A 24,789-nucleotide genomic window follows, 5' to 3' on the forward strand; every position below is an offset into this window, starting at 1 on the left:
GTGAACGACGTGACCTCACGGATACCACCGGTCTTGCGACCGGAGCATCCTTCATCCTGTTCTCTCTCTCAACTCGTCATCGAGTTCGGTCTCGAGCACCGGGGTTCGCTCGCCGGCCTCGAGGTGACCGGTGTCACGCTGAGCACCGACGATCTGCAGCCCGGCGACCTCTACGTCGGCGTGCAGGGCGCGCACGCGCACGGCGCGTCCTTCGCCGAGAAGGCTCGGGATGGGGGAGCGGTCGCCATCCTGACCGATGAGCGCGGAGCGGAACTCGCCGCGGGCAGCGGGCTGCCGATCATCCTGGTCGACTCGCCTCGCGCGGCACTCGGTGCCGTCTCGGCGTGGGTGTATCGAACGGCCGAGAACCCGCCGCTGCTCTTCGGCACCACGGGGACGAACGGCAAGACCTCCGTCTCATACCTGCTCGAGGCGATCCTGAAGCAGCTCGGGCTGATCACGGGGCTGAGCTCCACCGCAGAGCGCCACATCGGCGAGACGACCGTCGTGAGCCGGCTGACCACGCCCGAGGCGAGCGAGATGCACGCGCTGCTGGCACGGATGCGCGAGCACGAGGTGCGCGCCGTGGCCATCGAGGTCAGCGCACAGGCCCTCAGCCGGCACAGGGTCGAAGGCATCGTGTTCGACGTCGTCGGCTTCACCAACCTCAGCCACGACCACCTCGACGACTACGCCGATATGGAGGAGTACTTCGAGGCGAAGCTCGAGCTCTTCACGCCCGAGCACGCGCGCCGCGGGGTGATCTCACTCGACACGCCATGGGGCCGCCGGGTCGTCGAGGGCTCAAGAGTGCCGGTCACGACCATCACCTCGCTGCCTGACACGGATGCCGAGTGGCGTCTGGAACTGCTCGACGAGCGTGCCGAGTACACCGAATTCACGCTCCACGGTCCGGAGGGTCGTTCGCTGACCACACGGGTTCCGCTCATCGGACGCCACATGGCGGCGAACGCGGGCCTGGCCATCGTCATGCTGGTCGAGGGCGGATTCGAGCTCGAGGCGATCGCCCACGTGCTCGACCGCGACGGCGGGATCGTCGCCTACCTGCCCGGTCGCACCGAGCGTGTCTCGGGCGATCGCGGCCCGACCGTCTACGTCGATTTCGGGCACAGCGCTGACGCGTTCGAGAACACGCTCTCCTCCGTTCGCCGGTTCACCACCGGCCGCACGATCATGGTCTTCGGAGCCGACGGCGACCGCGACCCGAGCAAGCGACTCGAGATGGGACGCGTCGCGGCGGAAGGCTGCGACATCCTGGTGATCACCGACCACCACCCGCGATTCGAGGACCCGGCCTCGATCCGGGCGACGCTCATCGAGGGTGCGCGCATGGCGGAGAACCGGCCGGAGATCCACGAGGTCAGCCCCCCGGAGCAGGCCATCAGGGTCGCCGTGTCGCTCGCTCGCGAGGGAGACTCCATCCTCTGGGCCGGACCCGGCCACCAGGACTACCGCGACATCCGCGGCGTGCGGACCCCGTACTCCGCGCGCGATGAGGCTCGTCGCGCCCTCGCCGAGGCGGGTTGGGCGTGATCGCGCTCACCCTGCACGAACTCGCCGCCGCCATGAGCGGCCGCATCGTGCTCCCCAAGGGAGCAGAACGATCGTCGGTGCTGCACGCCGCTGCGCATGCGGCCGCGACCGAGACTCACCGTGACGAGGCCCACGCGCTCGTTTTCGACGGCTCGGTCGAGACCGACTCACGCCTCGTCGGCCGCGGCTCGATCTTCTTCGCGCTGCCCGGCGAGACCACCGACGGTCACCGCTTCATCGAGCAATCGGTGGATGCTGGGGCCGCATTGGTCGTGGTCGAGCGGGAGCAGGAGCACCTGGAAGTGCCACAGATCGTCGTCGCTGACGGCGTGGTGGCACTCGCTGCGCTGGCGTCGGCCGTGGTCCGCAGGGTGCGCGCCGAGGGCCGGCTGAGCGTCATCGGGATCACGGGCTCGAACGGCAAGACGTCGACCAAGAACATGTTGCGCGCGATCCTCTCCGCAGAGGCGCCCACGGTCGCGCCCGAGGGGTCGTTCAACAACCACGTCGGTGCACCGATCTCCATGCTGCGCATCGACCATGGCACTCGCTACCTCATCGTCGAGATGGGCGCGAGCGGCGCGGGCGAGATCGCGAGGCTCGCGGCGATCGCAGAGCCGGATGTCGGCGTGGTCCTGAAGGTCGGACTCGCACACGCCGGCGAGTTCGGCGGCATCGAGGCGACCCAGCGTGCGAAGCAGGAACTCGTCGAGGCGCTCGGCGAGGACGGAGTCGCGGTGCTCAACGCCGACGACGGTCGAGTCGCGCAGATGGCCGACCATACGCGCGCTCGGGTCGTCTGGTTCGGGCACAGCGCGACGGACGGTCTGACCGCCCGCGACGTCGAGACGTCGGCCGCCGGAACCGGTTTCACCCTGCGGGGCGTCGGCTCCGCAGCCGATGCCGGTGAGCACCACGTGCAGCTCCGCATCATCGGTGAGCACCACGTCATGAACGCTCTGGCCGCGTTGACCGCCGTCCGAGAGCTCGGGGTGCCGCTCGATCGAGCGATCGAAGCGCTCGAAGGGATGCCGCGGGCCGAGCAGTGGCGGATGGAGCTGCTGCCCGAGCGCAACGGCGTGACCGTCATCAACGACGCCTACAACGCCAGCCCCGATTCGACCGCCGCCGCGCTCAAGACGCTCGCGCAATTGACCGCTGACGGTGCGGGACGCTCGGTCGCGGTGCTCGGTGAGATGGCCGAGCTCGGCGAGTTCGCCGACGAGGAGCACGACCGCATCGGGCGGCTCGTGGTGAGACTGAACATCAAGCAGCTCGTGGTGGTCGGCCAGGCAGCACGGCACATCCACAACGCGGCGGGCCTCGAGGGGTCGTGGAGCGGGGAGTCGATCCTCGTCGACACCATCGACGAGGCCGAACGGGTGCTGGAGACCATGCTGCGGCCAGGAGATGTCGTGCTCGTGAAATCGTCGAAGTCTGCCGGGCTCCGGTTCCTCGGCGACCGGATCGCGGGAGTCGAGCGATGATCGCACTACTGCTCGCGGCCGCGTTCGCGCTGACGTTCTCGCTCTTCATGACGCCGCTGTTCGTGCGCCTCTTCCACCGCCTGGAGTGGGGCCAGTTCATCCGCGACGACGGACCGCAGAGCCACCACACGAAGCGCGGCACGCCCACCATGGGCGGCATCGTGTTCATCCTCGGCGCGGTGCTCGGCTATGTGTTCGGGCACGCGTTCGCGCCGAGCGTCCCCTACACGGCGAGCGGCTGGCTCGTCGTGCTGCTGATGGTCGGCCTCGCCATCGTGGGGTTCATCGACGACTTCATGAAGGTACGCAATCAGCGCAGTCTCGGGCTCACCGGGTGGGCGAAGGTCGCCGGACAGGTCATCGTCGCGGTCGTGTTCGCGGTGCTGGCGCTCCAGTTCACGAACGAGCACGGACTCGCACCTGCCTCAACCGCGGTGTCGCTCGTGCGCGACATCGAATGGCTGGACTTCGCGTTCTTCGGCACCGTCATCGGCGGCATCCTGTTCGCCATCTGGGTGATCGTCATCGTCGTCAGCACCTCGAACGGCGTCAACGTCGCCGACGGCCTCGACGGACTTGCGACCGGTGCGTCGATCCTCGCGATCGGCTCGTTCGTCTTCATCGCCTTCTGGCAGTTCAACCAGGCGTGCCACAACCCCGGTCTCGACCCGACAGTCGCCTACAAGTGCTACGAGGTGCGTGATCCTCTCGATCTCGCGGTGATCGCCGCCGCCATCGCGGGGAGCCTCATCGGCTTCCTCTGGTGGAACACGTCTCCGGCTCAGATCTTCATGGGCGACACCGGGTCGCTCGGCCTGGGCGGCGCGTTGGCGGCGCTGGCGATCCTCACCCGCACGGAGCTCCTGCTGGTGCTTATCGGCGGACTGTTCCTCATCGTGACCGGATCGGTCATCGTGCAGCGCGTGTACTTCAAGCTCACCAAGGGCAAGCGCATCTTCCTGATGAGCCCGCTGCACCACCACTTCGAGCTCAAGGGCTGGGCCGAGGTGACGGTGGTCGTGCGCTTCTGGATCATCGCGGGCTTGTGCGTCGCAGCCGGTGTGGGCCTGTTCTACCTGGAGTGGGCGAACCGGTGACCGAGCTCGACGACGGCGCCCGCGAGCCCCGCGACCTGAGCTCGCTCACCAGCTGGCACGCCGATTGGCGAGGCCTCCGGGTCGCGGTCTACGGGCTCGGTGTGACTGGATTCGCCGTGGCGGACACCCTCACAGAGCTCGGCGCTGACGTGCTGGTGCTGGCGGAGCGGGCGTCGGACGACCACCGTCGGCTCCTCGATGTGATCGGTGCGCGACTCTTCGAAGGTGCGCTCTCGGCCCCACCGGCGGCCCTTGTCGACTTCGATCCCGAGTTGGTCGTCGTCTCACCGGGATTCCATCCCGATCACCCCCTGCTCGAATGGGCGGAAGCACAGCGCATCGCGATCTGGGGCGATATCGAACTCGCATGGCGCCTGCGCGACAAGAGCGGCATCGCGGCCGAATGGCTCTGCGTCACAGGCACCAACGGCAAGACCACCACCACGCAATTGACCGCGACCATGGTGCAGCAGTCGGGGCGCCGCGTCGCCCCGGCGGGGAACATCGGCATCCCGGTGCTCGACGCCATCCGCGATCCGCAGGGATTCGATGTGCTCGTCGTCGAGCTGTCGAGCTATCAACTGCACTGGATTAACCGCAACCCAGGCGGTGAGCTCTCTCCGTGGTCGAGCGTGTGCTTGAACATCGCAGACGACCACTACGACTGGCACGGCTCCGCCGAAGCGTATCGTGACGCCAAGGCGAAGGTCTACGACAACACGAAGGTGGCCTGCGTCTACAACAAGGCCGACGTCGCGACGCTTCGCATGGTGGAGAACGCGGATGTCGTCGAAGGCGCGCGTGCCATCGGCTTCGACCTCGGCGCGCCCGGGCCGAGCGATTTCGGTGTGGTCGACGGCATCCTCGTCGATCGCGCGTTCCTCGAGGAACGCCGCACGTCCGCGCTCGAATTGACGACGGTGGGGGAGTTGCAGGCGCTCGGTCTCGGCGCGCCTCATACGGTCGCCAATGTGCTCGCGGCATCAGCGCTTGCTCGATCGGTCGGCGTGACGCCGGCCGAGATCCGCGACGCGCTGAGACGGTTCAAGGTCGACCATCACCGCACCGAGGTCATTGCGGTCGCTGATGAACTGCGCTGGGTCGACGACTCGAAAGCGACGAACCCCCATGCGGCGGATGCGTCGCTGAGCGCGTACCCGTCGGTCGTCTGGGTCGTCGGCGGGCTGTTGAAGGGCGTCGACATCGCACCGCTTGTGCAGCGGCACGCGGCACGGCTGACCGCCGCCATCGTGATCGGCGTCGACCGAGCGGCCGTGGTCGAGGCGTTCGGGCGACACGCGCCGGCGCTCCCGGTCTACGAAGTGGATGAGCCGGAGACTGAACAGGTCATGCGGCACGTCGTGGAGTTCGCAGCGGCCGCCGCCCGACCGGGCGACACTGTGCTGCTCGCTCCCGCCGCCGCATCGATGGACCAGTTCACCGACTACATGGACCGCGGTCGGCGCTTCGCCGAAGCGGTCCGCCGCCATCTGGAAGGGGGCTCGGATGACAACCTCGGCCGAACAGCCCCGCACCCGGAGCACTGAGCCCGAGCAGTCGAGGGGGCGCGGGAGCGAGCCACGTACCGCCGTGGTCGCGATCAAGCGGATCTTCGCCGCCGAAGGCGCGAACTACTTCCTGCTGCTCGGCACCACGATCTTCCTGGTCGTTCTGGGCCTGGTCATGGTGCTCTCATCGTCTGCCGTCGAGTCGTTGCGAGACGGCGGCGGCGGGTTCAGCGGCTTCACCAATCAGGGCCTCTACGCCCTCATCGGCGTGCCGCTGATGCTCGTGGTCTCACGCCTGCCGGTGTCGTTCTTCAAGCGATGGGCACCGATCGGGATCGCCGTCGGCATCGTGCTTCAGCTGCTGGTGTTCACGCCCCTCGGCTGGGGCTATGGCGGCAACAGGAACTGGCTGAGCCTCGCCGGGTTCTCGATGCAGCCCTCCGAGCTCGTCAAGCTTGCGCTCTGCCTCTGGCTCGCCTGGGTGCTCTCGGCGAAGCCCGAGCGGCTGCACGACTGGCGGCAGCTGCTCAAAGTCGTGGCCCCGGTGGCGGCGGCGTCGATCGGCCTGGTGCTCGTGGGCAACGACCTCGGCACGGCGGTGATCATGCTCGCCATCGTGTTCGGCAGTTTGTTCTTCGCCGGCGTGCGGCTGCGCTTCTTGGTGGTCCCGGGCATCCTCATCGGAATGTTCGGCGTGCTGTTCGCGCAGCTCAGCGCCTCGCGCCGCGCGCGTATCGAAGCATGGCTCAGCGGCTGCGAGACCGACTATCTCGACACGTGCTGGCAGGTGCAGCACGGCACGTGGGCGCTCGCCTCCGGTGGTGTGTTCGGTGTCGGTCTCGGAAACTCGCGCACGAAATGGTCATGGCTGCCCGAAGCCGAGAACGACTTCATCTTCGCCATCATCGGGGAGGAGCTCGGCCTGCTCGGGGCCGCTGTGGTGCTCCTGCTCTTCGTGGTGCTCGCCATCGCCTTCGTCCGCATCATCCGCCAGCAGCGCGACCCCTTCTCCCGCATCGTCGCCAGCGGGATCATGGTGTGGGTGATCTCGCAGGCCTTCGTCAACATCGCCGTCGTGCTCGGCATCCTGCCCGTGCTGGGGGTGCCGTTGCCGCTCATCTCGGCCGGGGGTTCCGCGCTCATCACGACGCTCCTCGGCATCGGTGTGGCCCTCGCTCTCGCGCGCAATCGCGCCATGCCCACCGGAGCCGTGGGCGCACCCGCCTCGGAACGGGGCGGCGCTGCATGACCACCTACCTGCTTGCCGGAGGCGGGACCGCCGGCCACGTGAATCCGCTGCTCGCCGTCGCCGACCGGCTGCGCGAGCGCGAACCCGACGCGGAGATCCTCGTGCTCGGCACCGCCGAGGGGCTCGAGGCGCGTCTCGTGCCGGCGCGCGGCTACGAACTGCTCACAATCCCCAAGCTGCCGTTTCCCCGCCGGCCGAATCGGGCCGCGCTCGGCTTCCCGAAGCGGCTGCTCGCGACCGTCGAGCAGACCCGGCGGATCATCCGCGAGCGCCAGGTCGACATCGTGGTCGGTTTCGGCGGGTACGTCTGCCCGCCCGCGTACCTCGCTGCGCGGCGCGAGAGGATCCCGATCGCCATCCACGAGGCGAACGCGAAACCCGGCATCGCCAATCGCCTCGGCAGCCTGCTCACGAAGCATGTCGGCGTCACCTTCCAGCACACCAGGCTCCGCCACGGAACGGTGGTCGGGATGCCGCTGCGCAGCGAGATCGAGACGCTCGACGCGCGTGAGGCCCGCGGCGAGGCGCTCGCGTTCTTCGGGCTCGACGCCGAACGGCCCACGCTGCTGGTGACCGGTGGTTCGACGGGTGCGCGTCGCATCAACGAGACCGTGCGCGAATCGGTCACGCTGCTGCTCGGAGCCGGATGGCAGGTGCTGCATCTCACCGGCGAGCGCGCCCAGCTCGATGACCCCGGCCTCGACGGGTACCGATTGGTCAAGTACGTCGACCGCATGGAGCTTGCGCTCTCGGCCGCGAGTCTTGCGGTGTCGCGGTCTGGAGCGGCGACCGTCACGGAACTCGGGGCGCTCGGCATCCCTGCCGTCTTCGTTCCCTACCCGGTCGGCAACGGCGAGCAGCGATACAACGCCCTCGACATGGTCGAGGACGGCGCTGCCCTGCTGGTGCGCGACGAGGAGTTCACTCCGGCATGGGTGCGCGACCACCTGGTGCCGCTGCTGCTCGACCCGGCGCGCGTCGCCGATATGACAGCACGCGCTCACGCCGCCGGTCGACGAGACGGAGCCGATCGGATGGTGGAGCTCATCCGGAACGCCTTGGCCGACCGCCGAGGCCTGAGCGCGTAAGTTAGTGGCGATGATCAAACCCGACCTCTCGCTCGAACTGCCCGAAGACCTCGGCGCCATCCACTTCGCCGGCATCGGCGGCTCAGGCATGAGCGGCATCGCCCGCTTGTTCATGGGTGCCGGTCACCGCGTGACAGGCTCCGACGTGCGCGATAGTCAGGCGATCGCCGAGTTGCGCGCGATGGGCGCCACCATCACGATCGGCCACGATGCCGCCAACGTGGGGGATGCCGACACGCTGGTCGTCACCGGGGCCCTCTGGGAGGACAACCCCGAGTATCAGTACGCGCTCGCCCACGGCATCCCCGTTCTGCACCGTTCGCAGGCGCTCGCGTGGCTGATCAACAAGCAGCGCCTCGTCGCCGTCGCGGGCGCCCATGGCAAGACGACCTCCACCGGCATGATCGTCACCGCGCTGCTGGCCCTCGGACGGCATCCGAGCTTCGTCAACGGCGGTGTCATCCAGCGTCTGGGCGTGAGTGCCGCGTTCGGAACCGACGAGCTCTTCATCGCGGAGGCCGATGAGTCCGACGGCTCGTTCCTGCTCTATGACACCGCTGTGGCGTTGATCACCAATGTCGACGCCGATCACCTCGATCACTTCGGCACCCACGAAGCCTTCGACGACGCCTTCGTGCAGTTCGCCGCGGGAGTCGACGAGTTCGTGGCGATCTCCTGCGACGATCCTGGCGCGCTGCGCGTGAGCGAGAAGCTCCGCGCCGAGGCACCTCAGGTTCGGCTGCTGACGTTCGGCGAAGCCGCGAGCGCAGATGTGCGCGTGAGCGACATCGCTGAGCAGGGTCCGGTGTCGTTCACGATCCACTGGCGAGGCTCGGAGTACCCGGTCTCGATGCGCGTGCCCGGGCGCCACAACGCGATCAACGCCGCGGGGGCCTTCACGGTGCTGACGGGGCTCGGCATCCCGCCCCACGAGGCCGCTCGCGGCATCGGCGAGTTCGAGGGCACCGGTCGCAGGTTCGAACTGCACGGCGTCGTGCGCGGTGTGAGTGTCTACGATGACTACGCCCACCACCCGACCGAAGTCGCCGCCGCCTTGCAGACCGCGCGTTCAGTGGTCGGCGACGGCCGGATCATCGCGATTCATCAGCCGCACCTCTACAGCCGCACCCGGATGATGGCCGGCGAGTTCGCCGAGACCTACGAACGGCTCGCCGACCACACGGTGGTACTCGACGTGTTCGGTGCGCGTGAGGACCCGGAGCCCGGGGTGACCGGTGAACTCGTCTCGCGCCGATTCCAAGACCCGGAGAACGTCGACTACTTGCCGGATTGGCAGCAGGCAGCCGATCAGGCAGCGCGCATCGCGCGCGAGGGCGACATCATCATGACCCTCAGTTGTGGCGACGTGTACCGCATCATTCCTCAGGTGCTCGAGTCTCTCGAGCGGGTCGAACCTATCGAGCAGTGATGCAGGGGCCACTCACGCTGCGAGCATCGATGTTGCACCCGTCGCCCCGGGGCGCGTCGGTTCCGAGCGCATCGATGCTCTGCGCAGTCGCGCCTTGCAGCGGCACCGGAGCCCGTCGACGGATGCCCCGGTGAGACGGCCCGAGGGGTTCGACGAGGCACCGCCTCAGCCCGTTCCGCCGCAGGACTCTCCGCACGGGTCAGCTCGCGTGCCGCTGGGGGAGCGGCTGCGCCGGCTGAGATCGACGTCGCGACCGGGCCCAGACAGTCAGCGCGCCGGGTCCGAGGTCGACGGCCTGAGTGCGAACGACGCCGATACCCGAGCCCAAGCCGCGCCCATGGTGCAGCGCGACGCTCCTGCTGCTTCGAGTCGGCGAACGGGCGACCCTTCAGCGGGCTCGAACCTGCCTACCGAACCGATCCCCGTGATCGACCCGGCCGCGCAGCCCGCTGCGGCAAGCGCCGGGCGTACGGCTGAGGCGCAGTCCGCGGGCGCCGATGCTCGCGAGCATGCTGAGGCGCCACCCACAGCAGCCGAGCCCGCGGCCGGCTCGCGGCAGCATCCCCTCGCCCCAGGCGAGCGAGCGGAGCGCCGTGCGGCCCGGGCGCTCCGCCGCGCCGAGAGGGCGCGGCGACGCTACGAGCGCGCGGAGGTCCGGCGCTTCACTCGCCGCTCTCGGCGGCGTCGAATCGTCGGGATCACGGTCGGTGGAGTGTTCGCTGCGCTCGTGGGCGCCGTCGCCCTCGCCGTGTTCTCGCCCCTGTTCGCGTTGAAGACCATCACGATCGAGGGAACGCAGCGCATCGACCAAGCCGCCCTGCACGACGCACTCGAACCGCACCTCGGCACCCCGCTCGCGATGCTCGACCACAGCACTCTGCGCGACGACCTCAGCGCCTTCCCGCTCATCCGCTCATTCGTCACAGAGACCTTGCCCCCCGACACGCTCGTGGTGCGCATCGTCGAGCGGGAGCCGATCGCCGCGATCGCCACGGCCGATGGCTTCCAACTCGTCGACCCCGCAGGGGTGGGCGTGCTCTCGAGCGAGGCGCCGGTCGAAGGGATGCCGGTCGTCGACCTGCGAGGGCAGAGCACCGACTCCGTGGCGTTCCGCTCGGTGGTCGAAGTGCTGCTCGCGGCGCCGCCGGAGCTCCGCGGGCGCATCGTGGAGGTCGTTGCGGCGAGCAAAGACGACGTGACCCTCGTGCTCGACGGCATCGGCCAGACGGTCGTGTGGGGGAGCGCTGAGGAGTCAGCGCTGAAGGCCCGTGTGCTGGCTCGGCTCATCGCGACCGTGGAGCCGGGGCGTGCGGGCGAATTCGACGTCTCGGCGCCGACGATCGCGATCTTCCGCCCCGCGTAGCGGCGTCCCCAACGATTTCCTTCGCGACACGCGGCACGCCTCGCGGCGCGCAGTCGCCGTGCCGCCTACCTTCGAAATCAGGAAATGCATACTGAGCATAACTTTAGACCTCAAGTAGAGGTTGAAGGTTCCACCGGAGGCCGAACGTGACCACAAACCAGAACTACCTCGCCGTGATCAAGGTGGTCGGCATCGGGGGCGGCGGCGTCAACGCCGTCAACCGGATGATCGAACTCGGGCTTCGCGGAGTCGAATTCATCGCGATCAACACCGATGCCCAGGCGCTCCTCATGAGCGACGCCGACGTCAAGCTGGATGTCGGGCGCGAGATCACCAGAGGACTCGGCGCAGGTGCCGACCCCGAGGTCGGCCGTCGCGCTGCTGAGGACCACGCCGAGGAGATCGAAGAGGCCCTCGCGGGCGCAGACATGGTCTTCGTCACCGCCGGTGAGGGCGGTGGCACCGGTACGGGTGGCGCCCCGGTCGTGGCGCGCATCGCCAAGTCGATCGGCGCGTTGACGATCGGCGTCGTGACCAAGCCGTTCAGCTTCGAGGGCAAGCGCCGCCAGGCGCAGGCCGAGGCGGGCGTCGCCACCCTCAAGAACGAGGTCGACACGCTCATCGTCGTGCCGAACGACCGTCTGCTCGAGATCAGCGACCGCGGCATCAGCATGCTCGAGGCGTTCGCGACGGCAGACCAGGTGCTCCTCGCCGGCGTGCAGGGCATCACCGACCTCATCACCACTCCGGGTCTCATCAACCTCGACTTCGCCGACGTCAAGAGCGTGATGCAGGGTGCCGGTTCGGCACTCATGGGCATCGGGTCGGCGCGAGGTGCCGACCGTGCGATCAAAGCAGCCGAACTCGCCGTGGCATCGCCGCTGCTCGAGGCGAGCATCGATGGCGCCCACGGTGTGCTGCTGTCGATCCAGGGCGGCTCGAATCTCGGGATCTTCGAGATCAATGACGCTGCCCGGCTCGTGCAGGAGGCCGTGCACGCCGAGGCGAACATCATCTTCGGCGCCGTCATCGACGACACGCTCGGCGACGAGGTGCGGGTGACCGTCATCGCCGCCGGCTTCGACGGCGGAGAGCCGTCGCCCAAGGCGAAGGCCGCCAGGCGCTCCAGCTACCTCGAGGCGGGTCAGAGCGGCACCCAGCAGGGCGGCGGCGCACAGGCAGCAGGCGGCTCGGCCGCGCCTCGAGATGCCGCAACCAGTGCACCCTCGGCTCCCGCGGTCGCGGTGCCGTCGGCGGCTCCCGCGGCATCCGCGGCGCAGGGCAGCTCCTGGGGTTCAGAGCCTGAACTGCCGCGCACCCGCAGCTTCGACCGTGACTTCGACGACGACGGTGAGCTCGACGTGCCCGAGTTCCTCAAGTAGGCAGGTCACGTGGTCGACGAGCAGCTCGCTGCGCGCCTCGAACAGGTGCGTGCCGATATCGCCGACGCGGCACGAGCGGCGGGGAGGGATGCTGCGGAACTCACGACGATCGTCGTGACGAAGTTCCACCCGGCATCCCTGATCCGCGACCTCGTGGCACTCGGCGTGCGCGACTTCGGTGAGAACCGGCATCAGGAGGCGCAGGCGAAGGCCGCGGAGCTTCACGACCTCGACCTCCGGTGGCACTTCGTGGGGCAGCTCCAGACGAAGAAGGCCCGCCAAGTGCGACGCTATGCCGACGTCATCCACTCAATCGACCGTGATGCCCTGGTCGATGCGTTGGCCGAGGGCGACCGCGTTCAGTGCTTCGTGCAACTGAACCTCACCGACGACCCCGCTCGCGGTGGCGTGGCAGACGCCGAGCTCGAGGCGCTGGTCGAGCGCGTGCTCGCTGCGCCGGCCATCGACCTGCTCGGTGTCATGGCCGTCGCGCCGCTCGACGAGGATCCCCGTCGGGCATTCGCGCGGGTGAGGGCTGCGTCGGAGCGGGTACGGAGCCTGGCACCGAATGCCGCGGCCATTTCTGCCGGTATGTCGCACGACTTCGCCGAGGCCATCGCCGAGGGTGCGACACACCTGCGCATCGGATCGGCAATCACGGGAAACCGCCCCGAGCGCCTTTAACCTCGAAGCACGGATCCACCACGGAGGAACAATGGCAAACCCGCTGCGCAAGACCATGGTCTACCTGGGCCTCGCCGACGAAGAGTACGACGACGAGCAGCCGCAGCCCGCTCCTGCCGCCGCGTCGCAGGCTTCGACTCCGCAGCCGAGCGCGCCAGCCCCGGCACCTCAGCAGAGCGCTGCTCCCGCGGGCCGGGCACCGGTCACCCCGCTGCGCCGAGCTTCCGCACCACGACCCACCCAGGCGGCAGAGATGAACGAGATCCTCACGGTGCACCCGCGCCAGTACAAAGACGCGCAGGTCATCGCAGAGAACTTCCGTGAGGGCATCCCGGTCATCATCAACCTGTCGCAGATGACCGAGTCGGATGCGCGTCGTCTCGTCGACTTCTCGAGCGGTCTCACGCTCGGGCTGCGCGGCAAGATCGAACGGGTCACTGCCAAGGTGTTCCTGCTGTCGCCCGAGCACATCGCTGTGAGCGGCGAGCAGCCCGAGGCGGACTCGGACGTCGAGGCCTCGTTCTTCTCGCACCAGTAGTCTGGTGCGGTGATTGTGTCGATCATCGCGAGCGTTCTCTACTACGTCCTACTGGTCTTCCTCCTCGCGATGTGGGCTCGGTTCATCTTCGACTGGGTGCGGGTGCTGTCGCGCAACTGGCGTCCGAAGGGATTCCTGCTCGTGGTCGCCGAGGCGAGCTACACCGTGACCGACCCGCCCATCCGCGCGATCCGCAAGATCATCCCGCCGCTGCGCATCGGTGGGGCCGCGATCGACTTCGGATGGACCATCGTGCTGATCGCCTGCATCATCCTGATGCAGATCATGGTGGCTATCGCGTGACCCCAGACCGAGGGGTTCCGACGCGCCGACACCCGGCGGGAGCGCCTCGAGGGGTCGCGCGCGGGCGCTAGGCTTGTGCGCAGCATCCGCGCATAGGCCGGAAGCCGCTAGCCGTAGCTGGCGATACTGTCTGCGACCAAGACTTGTAAGAGGTGACGGAATGGCGCTCACGCCTGAAGATGTAGTCAACAAGCGGTTCCAACCGACGAAGTTCCGCGAAGGCTACGACCAGGATGAGGTCGATGACTTCCTCGACGAGGTCGTTGTCGAGCTGCGCCGCCTGAACCAGGAGAACGACGAGCTTCGGCAGCGCATCACCGAGCTGCAGGCCGGCGGCGCCGTCGCACCGGTTTCGGTTCCTTCCGCCGCTGAGCCGACTCCCGAACCGGCCGAGCCCGCGCCCGCGACCCCTGTTGCCGGCGACGACATGGCGGGCACGCACAACCTGCTGCAGCTCGCACGCCGTCTCCACGAGGAGCACGTGCGCGAGGGCATCGAGAAGAAGGAAGCCCTCATCGCCGAGGGCCAGGCGACCGCCGACCGTCTCGTGGCCGAGGGCGAGGCGAAGCACCGCCAGCAGCTCGACTCGCTGAACCAGGAGCGCAGCATCCTCGAGCGCCGCCTCGAAGAGCTCCGCAGCTTCGAGCGCGACTACCGCCAGCAGCTGCGCGCCTACATCGAGGGGCAGCTCCAGGAGCTCGACGCAACCAACGGCGCGCCCGCATCGCCTGTCGGGTCCGCTGCCGCACCGAGCGCACCCGTGGGCTCGGCCTCCGCCCCATCGCAGAGCTTCACCGGCTTTGGCGGAGGCGCCTGAGCCCGGGGCGGTCGCGCCGGCGACGAGGCTGAGCGTTCGCTCGCTCGTACTCATCGTCGCCGTCGCCATCGTCGCGTACGCGCTCGACCAGGGCAGCAAGCTCTTCGTCACGAGCTCGCTGCCGCTGGGCGAGGCCGTTCCGGTGCTCGGCCAGGTGCTCGAGTTCAGGTATGTGAAGAATCCGGGCGCCGCGTTCTCGCTCGGCGTGGGCTACACCTGGATCTTCTCGATCGCGGCGGCCGGCGTGGTCGTGTTCGTGCTGCTGTTCGCTCGGAAGATCCGTTCAGCGCGGTGGGCCCTGCTGTTCGGGATGCTGCTCGGCGGCACGCTCGGCAATCTCACCGACCGGCTCTTCCGCGAGCCGAGCTTCGGTCAGGGCCATGTGATCGACTTCATCCAGGTCTGGGGCTTCCCGGCGATCTTCAACGTCGCTGATATCTTCATCGTCTCGAGCATGGTGCTCTTCGTGCTGTTGACCCTGCTCGGAGTGAGCCTCGACGGCCGGCGCCATGCGAGCGAGGCCGTTGCAGGCAGCCCGACCGGGTCGCGCGAACCTGAACCGCCGTCAGGTGCAGAAGACCGCTGAGCGAGCGGTCACGGCATCCGATCATTCATCACCGAACCAGGAGTCGTCACCATGGAAACCCGAAGCCTTCCGGTGCCCGACGGGCTCGAGGGGGAGCGGGTCGACACGGCGCTCGCGCGGCTGCTCGGGTTCTCGCGCAGCTTCGCCGCTGAGGTGGCCGAAGCGGGCGGGGTGACGCTCGACGGCGCGGTGCTGGGGAAGTCCGACCGGCTGCACGCCGGGGCCTGGCTCGAGGTCAGCTGGCGGCCGCGCGAGCAGCCGACGATCGTCCCGACGCTCGTGCCCGAACTCACCGTGGTGCACGATGACGATGACATCGTCGTGATCGACAAGCCGGTCGGCGTGGCGGCCCACCCCGCAGTCGGATGGACCGGCCCGACGGTGCTCGGCGCACTCGCGGGAGCGGGGTTCCGCATCTCGACCTCCGGCGCCGCAGAGCGAGCGGGCATCGTGCACCGCCTCGACGCGGGCACGAGCGGTCTGATGGTCGTGGCCAAGAGCGAGCGCGCGTATACGGCGCTGAAGCGCGCATTCCACGACCGTCAGGTCGACAAGGTGTACCACGCGGTGGTGCAGGGGCACCCCGACCCGCTGCGAGGCACGATCGACGCACCCATCGGCAGGCACCCCTCGTCGAGTTGGAAGTTCGCGGTGGTCGCGGGCGGAAAACCGTCGATCACCCACTACGAGACGATCGAGGCGTTCCCCTCCGCGTCGCTGCTCGAGATCCACCTCGAGACCGGACGCACGCACCAGATCCGCGTGCACATGAGCGCTCAGCGGCACCCCTGCGCGGGCGACGCGATGTACGGCGCCGATCCGACGCTGTCGGCGAGGCTCGGGCTCACACGGCAGTGGCTGCACGCCATGCGACTGGGCTTCAGGCATCCGGGCACGGGCGAACCGGTGGAGTACACGACGCGGTACCCCGACGACCTGCAGCATGCCCTCGATGTCCTCCGTGGCACGTAGGCTGGGAGTCCCTCCCTCGACCGCGCCCCGACCGTCGATCGAACAGCACCACCCGGAGACGACTTGACCGCTCGCGACGATTCCTTCGTGCACCTGCACGTGCACAGCGAGTACTCGATGCTCGACGGCGCGGCGCATGTGAAGCCTCTGATCGAAGCGGCCGTCGACCAGCGGATGCCGGCGATCGCCGTCACCGACCATGGCAACGTCTTCGGCGCCTACGACTTCTGGAAGACGGCGACGTCTGCCGGTATCAAACCCATCATCGGCACGGAGGCGTATCTCACGCCGGGCACGCACCGCACCGATAAGACGCGCGTGCGCTGGGGCAATGGCGGTGAGGACGACGTCTCTGGCGCCGGTGCCTACACGCACATGACGCTGCTGTCGGAGACGACCGAGGGCATGCACAACCTCTTCCGGTTGTCGTCCCTCGCCTCGATCGAAGGCTACTACTTCAAGCCGCGCATGGACCGCGAATTGCTGAGCACCTACGGCAAGGGACTCATCGCGACGACCGGGTGCCCGAGTGGCGAGGTGCAGACGCGCCTCCGTCTGGGACAGTACGAACAGGCCCGTCAGGCTGCCGCCGACTTCCGTGACATCTTCGGTGCGGAGAACTACTTCGCCGAGGTCATGGACCACGGCCTCGGCATCGAACGCCGCATCATGGATGATCTCTTCCGCCTCGCGAAGGATCTCGGCCTGCCGCTGGTCGCGACCAACGATCTTCACTACACGCACGCTCATGACGCCGCGAGCCACGCGGCGCTCCTCTGCGTGCAGTCGGGTTCGACGCTCGACGACCCCAACCGCTTCAAGTTCGACGCCGACGAGTTCTATCTGAAGTCCGCCTCGCAGATGCGGCACCTCTTCCGCGACCACCCTGAGGCTTGCGACAACACGCTGCTCATCGCCGAGCGCTGCACCGTCGAGTTCAACGAGAGCGCGAACTTCATGCCGCGCTTCCCGGTGCCCGAGGGCGAGACCGAGGAGACCTGGTTCATCAAGGAGGTCGAGAAGGGGCTGCACTACCGCTACCCGGCCGGCATCCCCGATGACGTGCGCAAGCAGGCCGATTACGAGGTCGGCGTCATCGTGCAGATGGGCTTCCCCGGCTACTTCCTCGTGGTCGCCGACTTCATCAACTGGGCGAAGAACAACGGCATCCGCGTCGGTCCGGGGCGCGGTTCCGGTGCCGGCTCGATGGCCGCGTACGCCATGCGCATCACCGACCTCGACCCGCTGCGGCACGGTCTGATCTTCGAGCGGTTCCTCAACCCCGATCGTGTTTCGATGCCGGACTTCGATGTCGACTTCGACGACCGTCGTCGTGGCGAGGTCATCAAGTACGTCACCGACAAGTACGGCGACGAGCGCGTCGCGCAGATCGTCACCTACGGCACCATCAAGGCCAAGCAGGCACTGAAAGACGCCTCGCGAGTGCTCGGCTTCCCGTTCGGCATGGGAGAGAAGCTCACCAAGGCCATGCCGCCCGCGGTGATGGGCAAAGACATCCCGCTCACCGGCATCTTCGACCCGGAGCATCCGCGGTACCGCGAAGCGGGCGACATCCGCTCGGTCGTCGAGACCGATCCTGAAGCGAAGACCGTGTTCGACACGGCGCTCGGGCTGGAGAACCTCAAGCGGCAATGGGGAGTGCACGCGGCCGGCGTGATCATGTCGAGCGAGCCGCTGATCGACATCATCCCGATCATGAAGCGCGAGCAAGACGGCCAGATCGTCACGCAGTTCGACTACCCGGCCTGCGAGTCGCTCGGCCTCATCAAGATGGACTTCCTGGGGCTGCGGAACCTCACCATCATCGACGATGCGCTCGACAACATCGAAGCCAACCGCGGGTTCCGCCCCGTGCTCGAAGAGCTCGAACTCGACGACCCAGCCGCCTACGAACTGCTCGCTCGCGGCGACACGCTCGGGGTGTTCCAGCTCGATGGCGGGCCCATGCGCGGCCTGCTGCGGCTCATGAAGCCTGACAACTTCGAAGACATCTCCGCTGTGCTCGCGCTCTACCGGCCCGGTCCGATGGGCGCCGACTCGCACACGAACTACGCGCTGCGCAAGAACGGGCTACAGCCCATCACGCCCATCCACCCCGAGCTCGAAGAACCGCTCGAAGAGATCCTCGGGGGTACCTACGGCCTGATCATCTATCAGGAGCAGGTCATGTCGATCGCGCAGAAGGTGGCCGGGTTCTCGCTCGGCCAAGCCGACATCCTGCGCCGAGCGATGGGCAAGAAGAAGAAGTCGGAGCTCGACAAGCAGTTCGAGGGTTTCAGCGCGGGCATGAAGGAACGCGGCTATTCGGATGCCGCGGTGAAGACCCTGTGGGACATCCTCCTCCCGTTCTCCGACTACGCGTTCAACAAGGCGCACTCGGCGGCATACGGGGTGGTGTCGTATTGGACGGCCTATCTCAAGGCCCACTACCCGGCCGAGTACATGGCCGCACTGCTGACGAGCGTCGGTGATGCGAAGGACAAGCTCGCGATCTACCTCAACGAGTGCCGCCGGATGGGCATCAAGGTGCTGCCGCCCGATGTCAACGAGTCGATCGGCTTCTTCGCCGCCGTGGGCGACGACATCAGGTTCGGTCTGGGCGCGGTGCGGAACGTCGGCTTCAACGTGGTCGAGCTGATCCGCGGGGCCCGCGACGAGAAGGGCCGGTTCTCGTCATTCCACGACTTCCTGGCGAAGATCCCGCTTCAGGCCGCGAACAAGCGCACCGTCGAGTCGCTCATCAAGGCCGGTGCATTCGATTCACTCGGGGCCACTCGCCGCGCGCTGCTCGAGATTCACGAGAGCGCGGTCGAGAGCGCGGTGAAGGTCAAGCGCGACGAGGAGCACGGCAACGTCGGCTTCGACTTCGACTCGCTCTTCGACGAGCCGCAGCAGCACGAGCAGGTGCCCGACCGTCCAGAGTGGTCGAAGCGCGACAAGCTCGCCTTCGAGCGGGAGATGCTCGGTCTCTATGTCAGCGATCATCCCCTCGCAGGTCTCGAGGTGACGCTCGCCAAGCACGCCTCGCACACCATCGCCGACCTCATCGCCGGTGAGACGGTGCGCGAGGGAGAGACCGTGACGATCGCGGGTCTGGTCACGAGCGTGCAGCACCGCGTGGCGCGGTCCTCAGGCAACCAGTACGGAATGGTGCAGGTGGAGGACTTCGGCGGCGAGATCACCGCGATGTTCATGGGCAAGACCTACCAGGAGTTCGCGCCGCTGCTCGAGAACGACAGCATCGTCGTCCTCAGGGCGCGGGTCAATGTGCGCGACGACGGCGTGAACCTGCACGCGGTGAGCATGTTCGTTCCCGACGTGGGGGATGCGCTCGGCTCCGGGCCGCTCACACTGACGGTCCCGGAGCAGTACGCCACCACGACGGTCGTGCACGGTCTGCGCGAGACGCTCGGCCGCCACGCGGGGGAGAACGAGGTGCGCCTGCGAATGGTGAAGGACGACACCGCGCGGCTCTTCGAGTTGCCGTACCAGGTGCAGCTCACGCCCGACCTCTTCGGAGAGTTGAAGAGCCTGCTCGGACCCCACTGTCTCAGCTGAGCGCGGATACGATTGAATCGTCATGATTCAGCGCATCGACCTCCGCGGTCGCACCCTCGACCACGCCGAGCTGCTCGCACTCGTTCCGCGTCCGGATAGCGACGTCAGTTCGGTGGCGCCGCAGGTCGCGGAGCTGATCGCCGACGTGCGCGAGCGCGGCGAGACCGCGCTGCTCGACCAGGCTGAGCGCTTCGATCGTGTGCGACCGGCATCCGTGCGCGTCGACCCTCAAGCGCTCCGTGACGCCGAGGCCGCCCTCGATCCAGCGGTCCGTGAGGCGCTCGAGGGCGCCATCAGCCGCGTGCGACTGGCGACAGCAGCCCAGGTGCCGCCGGCGACCACCACCGAACTCGCACCCGGAGCGGTCATCGAACAGCGCTGGCACCCGGTCTCGCGCGTCGGGCTCTACGTGCCGGGCGGCAAGGCCGTGTATCCGTCAAGCGTCGTCATGAACGTCGTTGCCGCCCAGGTCGCGGGCGTGCGGTCGATCGCGCTCGCGTCGCCTCCGCAGCACGACGCGGGAGCATCGGTGCACCCGACGATCCTCGCAGCGGCCTCGCTGCTGGGTGTCGATGAGGTGTACGCGATGGGCGGCGCCGGCGCCATCGGCGCGCTCGCCTACGGAGTGCCGCAGATCGGGCTCCTGCCCGTCGACGTCGTCACCGGTCCGGGCAATGTGTTCGTCGCAGCGGCGAAGCGGGCCGTGCAGGGCGTCGCGGGTATCGACGCCGAGGCCGGGCCGACCGAGATCCTCATCATCGCCGACGACAGTGCCGATCCCGACTTCATCGCCGCCGACCTCATCAGCCAGGCCGAGCACGATGAACTCGCCTCGTCCGTGCTCGTCACCGACTCGGTGGATCTCGCTGACCGCGTCGAAGCGGCTCTCACCGGTCCTGCCGCGGCGACGCGGCACGCCGAGCGGGTCGGGGTCGCGCTCGCCGGTCGCCAGTCGGCCATCGTCGTCATGGATTCGATCGCGGATGCCGCGGCCTTCAGCAATGCCTACGGCCCCGAGCACCTCGAGCTTCACACCAGTGATGACGACTCCCTGCTCGCGATGATCGACAACGCCGGGGCCATCTTCATGGGCTCCTACTCGCCGGTCAGCCTCGGCGATTACCTTGCCGGTTCGAATCACGTGCTGCCGACCGGCGGCCAGGCTCGATACTCGGCGGGTCTCGGGGCGTACACCTTCCTTCGGCCGCAGCAGATCGTGCGCTACACGCGCGACGGCCTGCGCGAGGTGAGCGAACGCATCGTCGCGCTGAGCGGGGCAGAAGACCTGCCTGCCCACGGCGAGGCCGTGACGGCGCGCTTCAGCAAGTGATTGGCTGCAGCGGAATAGGCTGAAGCACCATGTACTGCCCGTTCTGCCGCCACCCAGACAGCCGCGTGGTCGATTCGCGCACCAGCGATGACGGCTCGTCGATCCGCCGGCGCCGCCAGTGCCCCGAGTGCGGCCGTCGCTTCAGCACGACCGAGACCGCGAGCCTGAGCGTCATCAAGCGCAACGGGGTGATCGAGCCGTTCAGCAGGGAGAAGATCGTCTCGGGCGTGCGCAAGGCGTGCCAGGGCCGACCGGTGACCGACACCGACCTCGCCCTGCTGGCACAGCGGGTCGAGGAGTCGATCAGGCAGGGCGGAGCCTCCCAGGTGGAGGCTAACGACATCGGACTCGCGATCCTGCCTCCGCTGCGCGAGCTCGACGAGGTCGCCTACCTGCGCTTCGCGAGCGTGTATCAGGGCTTCGACTCGCTCGAAGACTTCGAGCAGGCGATCGACGTGCTGCGGAGCGAGCACGCGGCGGCGGCGTCTGCCGACGCGAACGACGAGACCGACTCGACTCCGGTGGCCGGTTCCACCGGTGCGGCGAGCTGACGCATGTACAAGCTGCTCTTCCGCGCGGTCTTGACGCGCCTCGATCCCGAACGCGCCCACCATCTGGCCTTCGCGGTGATCAGGGCGTTGCCTCGTGTCGGCCTGGGTCGTATTGCCGCGCGGGCGTGCGCTCCCGATCCATCGCTCGCGGTGCAGACGCTCGGCCTCCGTTTCGCCTCGCCCTTCGGCCTCGCTGCCGGGTTCGACAAGGACGGCAAGGGCATCGCCGGCCTCGGCCAGCTGGGCTTCGGCCACGTCGAGGTCGGCACGATCACCGCCAAGCCGCAGCCAGGCAATGAACGCCCCCGTCTCTTCCGCCTGCTGGCGGATCGCGCACTGATCAACCGCATGGGCTTCAACAACGAGGGCGCGGCGGCGGCGCTTCCGCGGCTTCGGGCTGCAGCATCCGCCCCGAATCGTCCGGTCATCGGTGTGAACATCGGCAAGTCGCGGGTGGTCGACGTCGACGATGCGCTCGACGACTACCTCGAGAGCACCAGGTCACTCGCGCCGGTCGCCGATTACCTCGTCGTCAACGTGAGCTCGCCGAACACCCCGGGCCTGCGCGGCCTGCAGGAGCTCGAGCGTCTCGAACCGCTGCTTAAGGGTGTGCGCGATACGGCCGGAGCGACTCCGGTGCTCGTGAAGATCGCGCCAGACCTCACCGACGAGCAGGCGGAGCGCATCGCCGCGCTCGTCGTCCGCATCGGCCTCGCCGGCATCATCGCGACCAACACCACGCTCTCTCGTGAGGGACTGCGAACGGATGCCGCGACCGTCGCCGCGATCGGGCCCGGCGGAGTCAGCGGCCCGCCGCTCAAGCACCGCTCGCTCGAGCTGTTGCGCCTGCTTCGCTCGCTGGTACCGGCCGAGCTCTGCATCATCTCGGTCGGGGGCGTTGAAACCGCGGAGGATGTGCGTGAGCGATTGAACGCGGGGGCGACACTAGTGCAGGGCTACACCGGGTTCATCTACCGCGGCCCGCTCTGGGCGAGGCAGATCAACCGCGGACTCGTCCGGCGCGCCGCCTGACGGGTCGGCGCTGATGGCGCCTCGATTCAGTCGACGGAGTCGCTGCATCGAGCGCGCGACTCACACCGCGTAGCGACCGCTCGCTGTGGCCAGTGGCCGGTCACTCGGGGTACTGGCCGCGCTTCACCTGGGGCTTGGGCAGGCGCATCACGCGCATCTGCAGTCCGCGCATGGCCGCGTACCAGCGCACACCGCGCTCGAGGCGGTCTGCTCCGAACTTCGCGCTCAGCTTCCGCCGCACCTGCCACCCGAGGAAGATGCTGTCGAGCACGGCCAGGCCGAAGAACACCCACAGGGCGACCATCGAGATCAGCTGGATCATCGGATCCTGCACGAAGGTGATCACCAGCACGATCAGCATGAGGGGGATCAGGAACTCGCCGACGCTGAACCTCGCATCGACGTAGTCGCGCACCCATCGCTTCTGCGGGCCGCGGTCACGCTCGGGAAGGTAGCGCTCCTCACCGTTGGCCAGACCGATGCGCGCCCGTTCGCGGGCCACGTTGAGCTTCGCCCGGGCCTCGCGCCGCGCCTCTTTGCTCTGATCCGCGACCAGCGGGCGCTTGCGAGCGGCTTCCTGCTGGCGCCGGCTCGGCGTGGGGCGTCCCTTGCCCTCGACGGCCGACGGCTCGTCCGACGGCTTGTCGGCGGGGGAGTGCGAAGCGCGATCAGTTGTCTTAGCCATGAGTCCTCAGAAGTCGGGTCTCCCTAAGATTACCCGCATGACTGCCAACCCCGCCCCGGCCAGCGAGCCGGCACCGGCCGCACAGACCGAATCTTCGCACGGGGCGGATGCCGCGACATCCGGCTCTGTCGCCGACGCGCTTCGCGAGGCCGTGCACCTCGGCCTTCCCTCCACCATCGCCGACTTGAGCGCGCTGGCGCGCATCCCCTCGGTGTCGTGGGACGGCTTCGACCCGGCCGAAGTGCTGCGAAGCGCGAAGGCGGTCAAAGGCCTGCTCGACGGGCTCGGAATCTTCGACAGCGTGCGGATCTCGAGCGCTCCGATCGGAGCGGCACTCAGCGGTGCAGACGCGGTCGGTGGGATCGACGAGCGGCCACACGGGCAGCCGGCTGTTCTGGCAACCCGGGCCGCAAGGAACGGCAAGCCCACTGTGCTCCTCTACGCCCACCACGACGTGCAACCGCCAGGCGATGAGTCGCAGTGGCGAACCCCTCCGTTCCAGCCCACGCTGCACGAGGGGCGGCTGTACGGCCGGGGGACTGCGGACGACAAGGCGGGAATCATGGCGCATGTCGGCGCGATCCGCGCTCTCGTCGAAGTGCTGGGCGAGGACTTCGACCTCGGACTCGCGGTGTTCATCGAGGGCGAGGAGGAATTCGGCAGCCGCTCGTTCAAGAACTTCTTGCAGCAGCATCGTTCCGAGCTCGCCGCTGACGCGATCGTCGTCGCCGACTCGGGCAATTGGGACGCCGACACCCCTGCGCTCACGGTCGGGCTGCGCGGCAATGTGACGTTCAAGCTGCGCGTCGAGACGCTCGACCACGCGCTGCACTCGGGCATGTTCGGGGGAGCAGTGCCCGACGCCATGCTCGCCGCCACCCGATTGCTCGCGACCCTTCATGACGCCGACGGCGCGGTGGCGGTCGAGGGCATGAGTTCGCACGAGCAGCAGACACCCGAGTACTCGGAAACGCAGTTGCGCGATGAATCCGGACTGCTCGAGGGCGTGCAGCCTGTGGGACGCGGCAGCCTTCTCAGCCGCATCTGGGCCCAGCCCGCGATCACCGTCACGGGGATCGACGCGCCGAGCGTGCAGCATGCCTCCAACACGCTGCTGCCGAGCGTGACGGTGAAGGTCAGTGCACGTGTGGCGCCGGGACAGTCCGCGGCATCCGCCTACGAAGCCCTGGAGCGTCACCTGCGCGCGCACGCACCATTCGGCAGTCGGCTCGAGTTCAGCGATGTCGATCTGGGAGATCCGTTCCTCGTCGACACGGAGGGGCCGGCGGTGGCTGCCGCGAAGCAGGCCATGCATGACGCCTGGGGGCGCCCCGCTGTGGAGATGGGCGTCGGAGGGTCCATTCCCTTCATCGCCGATCTCGTCACCATGTTCCCGGATGCCGAGATCCTCGTCACCGGTGTCGAAGACCCCGATTCCAGGGCCCACGCGCCCGACGAATCGCTGCATCTGGGAGTGTTCCACCGGGCGGTCTTGACAGAGGCGTATCTGCTAGCGGCCCTCAACTCGCGCGCGTAGACTGCCAGGCGTCTTCAG

21 protein-coding genes are annotated in these 24,789 nt (G+C 68.1%); 20 read left to right on the forward strand and 1 reads right to left on the reverse strand.

Going from position 1 to position 24,789, the window contains the following annotated elements; genetic code table 11:
- Positions 1-9 precede the first annotated feature (9 nt).
- The 19 genes from ABV606_RS11055 to ABV606_RS11145 all read left to right on the forward strand — a co-directional run bounded on the left by ABV606_RS11055 (position 10) and on the right by ABV606_RS11145 (position 22,549).
- On the forward strand, positions 10-1,554 hold the full coding sequence (locus ABV606_RS11055; RefSeq protein ID WP_281487996.1) for a Mur ligase family protein: 1,545 nt from the start codon (positions 10-12) through the stop codon (positions 1,552-1,554).
- Positions 1,551-3,041: a UDP-N-acetylmuramoyl-tripeptide--D-alanyl-D-alanine ligase gene (locus ABV606_RS11060; protein ID WP_281487995.1), complete on the forward strand. Its 1,491-nt coding sequence runs from the start codon at positions 1,551-1,553 to the stop codon at positions 3,039-3,041. Before ABV606_RS11055 ends, ABV606_RS11060 begins: the two co-directional genes overlap by 4 nt.
- On the forward strand, positions 3,038-4,138 hold the full coding sequence (mraY, locus tag ABV606_RS11065) for a phospho-N-acetylmuramoyl-pentapeptide-transferase (RefSeq protein WP_353987769.1): 1,101 nt from the start codon (positions 3,038-3,040) through the stop codon (positions 4,136-4,138). Before ABV606_RS11060 ends, mraY begins: the two co-directional genes overlap by 4 nt.
- Positions 4,135-5,685 carry a UDP-N-acetylmuramoyl-L-alanine--D-glutamate ligase gene (murD, locus tag ABV606_RS11070; protein WP_281487993.1) on the forward strand — a complete coding sequence of 517 codons (1,551 nt, stop codon included), beginning with the start codon at positions 4,135-4,137 and terminating at the stop codon, positions 5,683-5,685. The genes mraY and murD overlap by 4 nt, the downstream gene beginning before the upstream one ends.
- Complete coding sequence (gene ftsW, locus ABV606_RS11075) at positions 5,645-6,895, forward strand: putative lipid II flippase FtsW (RefSeq protein ID WP_281487992.1); 1,251 nt, start codon at positions 5,645-5,647, stop codon at positions 6,893-6,895. Before murD ends, ftsW begins: the two co-directional genes overlap by 41 nt.
- On the forward strand, positions 6,892-7,983 hold the full coding sequence (gene murG, locus ABV606_RS11080; protein WP_353987770.1) for an undecaprenyldiphospho-muramoylpentapeptide beta-N-acetylglucosaminyltransferase: 1,092 nt from the start codon (positions 6,892-6,894) through the stop codon (positions 7,981-7,983). Before ftsW ends, murG begins: the two co-directional genes overlap by 4 nt.
- 10 nt (positions 7,984-7,993) lie before the next feature.
- A complete protein-coding gene (gene murC / locus ABV606_RS11085; RefSeq protein WP_281487990.1) occupies positions 7,994-9,412 on the forward strand; it encodes a UDP-N-acetylmuramate--L-alanine ligase in 1,419 nt (472 codons plus the stop codon).
- Between the two features lie 337 nt (positions 9,413-9,749).
- Entirely contained in the window at positions 9,750-10,775 is a 1,026-nt protein-coding gene (locus tag ABV606_RS11090) for an FtsQ-type POTRA domain-containing protein (RefSeq protein WP_353987771.1), read from the forward strand.
- Positions 10,776-10,921: 146 nt separating this feature from the next.
- On the forward strand, positions 10,922-12,157 hold the full coding sequence (gene ftsZ, locus ABV606_RS11095) for a cell division protein FtsZ (protein ID WP_281487988.1): 1,236 nt from the start codon (positions 10,922-10,924) through the stop codon (positions 12,155-12,157).
- A 9-nt stretch (positions 12,158-12,166) separates the two neighbouring features.
- Positions 12,167-12,841, forward strand: coding sequence for a YggS family pyridoxal phosphate-dependent enzyme (locus ABV606_RS11100; RefSeq protein ID WP_353987772.1), 675 nt, complete (start codon positions 12,167-12,169; stop codon positions 12,839-12,841).
- A 31-nt stretch (positions 12,842-12,872) separates the two neighbouring features.
- Positions 12,873-13,379: a cell division protein SepF gene (locus ABV606_RS11105; RefSeq protein WP_353987773.1), complete on the forward strand. Its 507-nt coding sequence runs from the start codon at positions 12,873-12,875 to the stop codon at positions 13,377-13,379.
- A gap of 9 nt (positions 13,380-13,388) precedes the next feature.
- Positions 13,389-13,682: a YggT family protein gene (locus ABV606_RS11110; RefSeq protein WP_281487985.1), complete on the forward strand. Its 294-nt coding sequence runs from the start codon at positions 13,389-13,391 to the stop codon at positions 13,680-13,682.
- Positions 13,683-13,842: 160 nt separating this feature from the next.
- Complete coding sequence (locus ABV606_RS11115) at positions 13,843-14,499, forward strand: DivIVA domain-containing protein (RefSeq protein ID WP_281487984.1); 657 nt, start codon at positions 13,843-13,845, stop codon at positions 14,497-14,499.
- On the forward strand, positions 14,483-15,085 hold the full coding sequence (gene lspA / locus ABV606_RS11120; RefSeq protein WP_353987774.1) for a signal peptidase II: 603 nt from the start codon (positions 14,483-14,485) through the stop codon (positions 15,083-15,085). The genes ABV606_RS11115 and lspA overlap by 17 nt, the downstream gene beginning before the upstream one ends.
- 51 nt (positions 15,086-15,136) lie before the next feature.
- On the forward strand, positions 15,137-16,057 hold the full coding sequence (locus tag ABV606_RS11125) for an RluA family pseudouridine synthase (RefSeq protein ID WP_281487982.1): 921 nt from the start codon (positions 15,137-15,139) through the stop codon (positions 16,055-16,057).
- A gap of 117 nt (positions 16,058-16,174) precedes the next feature.
- Entirely contained in the window at positions 16,175-19,636 is a 3,462-nt protein-coding gene (dnaE, locus tag ABV606_RS11130) for a DNA polymerase III subunit alpha (protein ID WP_422785355.1), read from the forward strand.
- Positions 19,637-19,658: 22 nt separating this feature from the next.
- Positions 19,659-20,966: a histidinol dehydrogenase gene (gene hisD, locus ABV606_RS11135; protein ID WP_281487980.1), complete on the forward strand. Its 1,308-nt coding sequence runs from the start codon at positions 19,659-19,661 to the stop codon at positions 20,964-20,966.
- Between the two features lie 29 nt (positions 20,967-20,995).
- Positions 20,996-21,517, forward strand: coding sequence for a transcriptional regulator NrdR (gene nrdR / locus ABV606_RS11140; RefSeq protein WP_353987775.1), 522 nt, complete (start codon positions 20,996-20,998; stop codon positions 21,515-21,517).
- 3 nt (positions 21,518-21,520) lie between these two features.
- Complete coding sequence (locus tag ABV606_RS11145) at positions 21,521-22,549, forward strand: quinone-dependent dihydroorotate dehydrogenase (protein WP_353987776.1); 1,029 nt, start codon at positions 21,521-21,523, stop codon at positions 22,547-22,549.
- A gap of 100 nt (positions 22,550-22,649) precedes the next feature.
- On the opposite strand, the gene ABV606_RS11150 is transcribed toward ABV606_RS11145, so the two are convergent.
- On the reverse strand, positions 22,650-23,234 hold the full coding sequence (locus tag ABV606_RS11150; RefSeq protein WP_281487977.1) for a DUF3043 domain-containing protein: 585 nt from the start codon (positions 23,232-23,234) through the stop codon (positions 22,650-22,652).
- Between the two features lie 37 nt (positions 23,235-23,271).
- On the opposite strand from ABV606_RS11150, the gene ABV606_RS11155 reads away from it, so the two are divergent.
- Positions 23,272-24,771 carry a dipeptidase gene (locus ABV606_RS11155; RefSeq protein ID WP_281487976.1) on the forward strand — a complete coding sequence of 500 codons (1,500 nt, stop codon included), beginning with the start codon at positions 23,272-23,274 and terminating at the stop codon, positions 24,769-24,771.
- The last annotated feature ends 18 nt before the right edge of the window (positions 24,772-24,789 follow it).

Source organism: Ruicaihuangia caeni, assembly GCF_040536845.1.
Taxonomy (GTDB): domain Bacteria; phylum Actinomycetota; class Actinomycetes; order Actinomycetales; family Microbacteriaceae; genus Ruicaihuangia; species Ruicaihuangia caeni.